We start from the raw sequence: 3,011 nt of genomic DNA, 5'->3' as shown, positions 1-3,011 counted from the left end.
GAGAGACCGAAGTGGCCTGACGTCTGGGGACGTTCGTCTGTACACAACTGGGGAGCTAAGGCCGTACGCCGACAGTGTGGACGGTTCCGAGACCAAGGCTGCGTGGGCGAAGCGCATCTACGCGGCCACGGACGAGATCCTGCAGAACCCTTGCGAACACCAGATCATCGTGACGCACGGCGGCTCCCTGACGTTCGTCGTGGCGTCCTGGATCAAGATGCCGATCGAGTCGGCCGGCTATGCCAGCTTCCGGGCCCCCTCCGGCAGCATCACCACGCTGCGCGAAGACGACTTCTTCCACAACCGCCAAGTCGTCAGCCTCGGTGACACTCTTCATCTCGGCCCCGCCCAAGCTGGCTGACCTCAGCCTGGCCGCTTCGACCGGCCCGCCGCCCTCACGGGCGGCGGGCCGTCCCATGCAGTCGGATGCGTCGTTCGGGCTGGGGGCCGTGGGAGAAGGACCTGCTCAGCAGGCACCTCGCCGACGGCCCACCAGTACCCTCCGGCAGAACCTCGGTACCGCCGTCGAGCGCAGCGTGCGCGACGAGGTGCCTCAGAGTTCAGCGTGACGTCCGGGGAGTTGGCTTGTTCTGTGCGAGGGCCGGGGCGTGCGCCGGCGGCTGGAGCGTGGCGATGTCGGCGTGGGGCGTCTCGATTGCGCGGGATACGGTGCTCGACGGCGGCACGATGACATGTGGGTCCCTGGTGCCTGGTCTGTGGGTTGTGGCTTATGCGGGTATCGCGTGTTGCTGTCGGTAGGTGAGCGGGCTGACGCCGTAGTGGCGTTTGAAGGCGGTGCTGAAGGTGAACGGGCTGGTGTAGCCGACCTGGGCGGCCACGCGGAAGATTGGCACGTTGTCTTGTCGCAGTTGGTCGGCGGCGAGGGCCAGGCGCCAGGAGGTGAGGTAGGCCATGGGCGGTTCGCCTACTGAGGCTACGAACCTGCGGGAGAAACCGGCGCGGGACATCCCGACTTGCTGGGCCAGGGATGCGACGGTCCAGGGCTGGGCGGTCTGGTCGTGCATCAGGTCCAGCGCGGCGCCGACGATCGGGTCTGTGCCGGCGCGGAGCCATCCGGGCGGGTCAGCGGCCGGGGAGTTGGCCCAATGGCGTATCGCGGTGACCGTGAGGCCGTCCAGCAGCCGATCCAGCAGGCTGGCCTGACCGATTCCCTCGCCGTGGATCTCCTCAGCAAGGACGTCGATGAGTCCGGGGCGGTGGTCGGCGGCCCGCATCAGCAACGCCGGCGGTAGCGCTCTGAGGAGTCGGGAACCGATCTCGCTGACGCTCTGGTAGGTACCGACGAGCATGGCGTCGCGGCCCATCGCGGCGTTTCCCCAGGTGCGTACCCCGTGATGAGTGGGAAGCTCCAGGTTCGCGCCGGCCGGTGTCTCGCACCGGCCGCCGGGGTGGATTACGGCCTGCGGCGGGCGGGCCATGGCGTCGGCGAACAGGTACGGGTCGGGTCGGGCGATCAGTAGCAGGTCACCCGCGCACAGCTGCACCGGGTCGCCTGTGTCGGGTATGTAGCAGGCCGATCCGGCTGTCATCGCTACCACGGACAGTGGTGCCTCGTCCTGCACCCGCACGGCCCAGGGCGGTGTCATCGTCACCCGGAGCAGGAAGGCGCCCTGTGCGCGTGGGGCGTCCAGCAGGGCGGTCAACGGATCCATGGACCTCACGGTAGACGAATTCAGATGGATGTGCGGCTTTCAATCATGGAAGGTCTCGCCACATTCTGCTTCTCTGAACGCATGACCACTACACCGAACACAGGCGAGTTCGCAGCCTCCGTCCGCCCGGCCGCCGTATCGGGCCTGTGGAGCCTTGAGGAATCCCCGATGGAGATGTCGTCATGACCGGGCAGCAGCGCATCGGGAACGGCGTCTTGAGGACCGTGGTCCTGATCATGGCCACGATGACGACCGGACTGTTCGCGGGTGTCTTCGTGAACTGGTCGAACGCGGTCATGCCCGGTCTGAGTAACGTCGATGACCGCACCTTCGTCGCGGCCTTCCAAGCGCTCGATGCGGCGATCACCAATCCGCTGTTCCTCGGTGTGGGGCTCATGGGCTCGCTGCTGTTCACGGGGCTGTCCGTGGCTCTCCATCTCCGCGCGGGGCAGCGGCCGGTGCTGATGTGGGTCGGGGCGGCACTGGTGTGCGTCCTGGTGGTACTCACGATCACGTTCGGTGTCCATGAGCCCCTCAACGAGAGAATCCGGACGGCCGCGGAGCCCGGCAGCAACGCCGAGCTCGCGGCGGTGCGTGCCCAGCTCGATGAAACGATGTGGACGGCCTGGAACACCGTGCGGGCTGTCGCGGCAACGATCGGGTTTGGCTGCCTCACCTGGGCCCTCGTGATCCATCGCGGGCTCGGCCAGGCCGCCAGCCGACCGACAGAGCGGCCAGTGACCGGCTCGGGCGAGCCACGTTGGGACACCCGCCACCGATAAGACAGACCCTCATGTGGTGGTCGGGCGGTCACCCGCAACCGCCCCACAGTCGCTCTCGGGCCACTCCACACCCGGGATGCCACGCGCCGAAGCGGCGGATCCTACGCACGGGCGCTGCGCCGTTTCGCCGACGATCCCGCGCTCTCCGCCCGGATGGGTGCGGCCGCGGCCCGGCACGTCCAGTCCTTCGGCTGGGACACGGCCGCGGCGGCAACGGCGGACGTGTACACGGCGGCGATGCACGAGCGACATCGTCTGCGCTCGCTGCATGGTTGGCGGTGGTGCGTCGCTCGGCATCGGCGTCCCTTTCGGCCCGCAGTTTGCCGACGTCAGCACCCAGCAGGGATCGCTGCGCGGATACGCCGCCTCTGACCGAATTCCGGTCGGGCACGTCAGTCCCCCCGGCACGGACGCCGGGGGCGGGCCTTGAGGGCCTTCGGTCACGCCTCGCCGTCACCATTCGGCGACGGAGCCGTCCTGGCGGCGCCAGATCGGGTTGCGCCAGCGGTGGCCCGTTTCGGCGGCGCGTTCGACGGCCTTCTCGTCGACGTGGATG

The 3,011-nt window shown here is 68.4% G+C and carries 3 protein-coding genes and 1 pseudogene; 3 read left to right on the top strand and 1 reads right to left on the bottom strand.

Translation table 11 applies throughout. The annotated features are described in order from the left end of the window. The coding region (locus tag ACWV17_RS33765; protein WP_455362661.1) for a histidine phosphatase family protein at positions 1–361 on the top strand (361 nt) is incomplete at its 5' end. 367 nt (positions 362–728) lie between these two features. On the opposite strand, the gene ACWV17_RS33760 is transcribed toward ACWV17_RS33765, so the two are convergent. Continuing rightward, on the bottom strand, positions 729–1,673 hold the full coding sequence (locus tag ACWV17_RS33760; RefSeq protein WP_455362660.1) for an AraC family transcriptional regulator: 945 nt from the start codon (positions 1,671–1,673) through the stop codon (positions 729–731). Between the two features lie 182 nt (positions 1,674–1,855). Here ACWV17_RS33760 and ACWV17_RS33755 point away from each other — a divergent pair, with 182 nt between their 5' ends. Together ACWV17_RS33755 and ACWV17_RS33750 are read left to right on the top strand one after the other, a co-directional pair. After that, positions 1,856–2,455, top strand: coding sequence for an anthrone oxygenase family protein (locus ACWV17_RS33755; RefSeq protein WP_455362659.1), 600 nt, complete (start codon positions 1,856–1,858; stop codon positions 2,453–2,455). Positions 2,456–2,554: 99 nt separating this feature from the next. Then, positions 2,555–2,728: pseudogene (locus tag ACWV17_RS33750) on the top strand (D-inositol-3-phosphate glycosyltransferase); the annotation flags it as partial. Between the last annotated feature and the right edge of the window lie 283 nt (positions 2,729–3,011).

It is taken from the genome of Streptomyces mabaensis, assembly GCF_053763515.1.
Note: the sequence above shows the minus strand (reverse complement) of the source record. Positions and strands in the feature narration are given on the sequence as shown.

What these genes read in the sequence shown, in the direction of transcription:
- ACWV17_RS33755 (WP_455362659.1), top strand. Translation starts at nt 1,856, where the DNA reads ATGACCGGGCAGCAGCGCATCGGGAACGGCGTCTTGAGGACCGTGGTC.
- ACWV17_RS33760 (WP_455362660.1), bottom strand. Translation starts at nt 1,673, where the DNA reads ATGGATCCGTTGACCGCCCTGCTGGACGCCCCACGCGCACAGGGCGCC.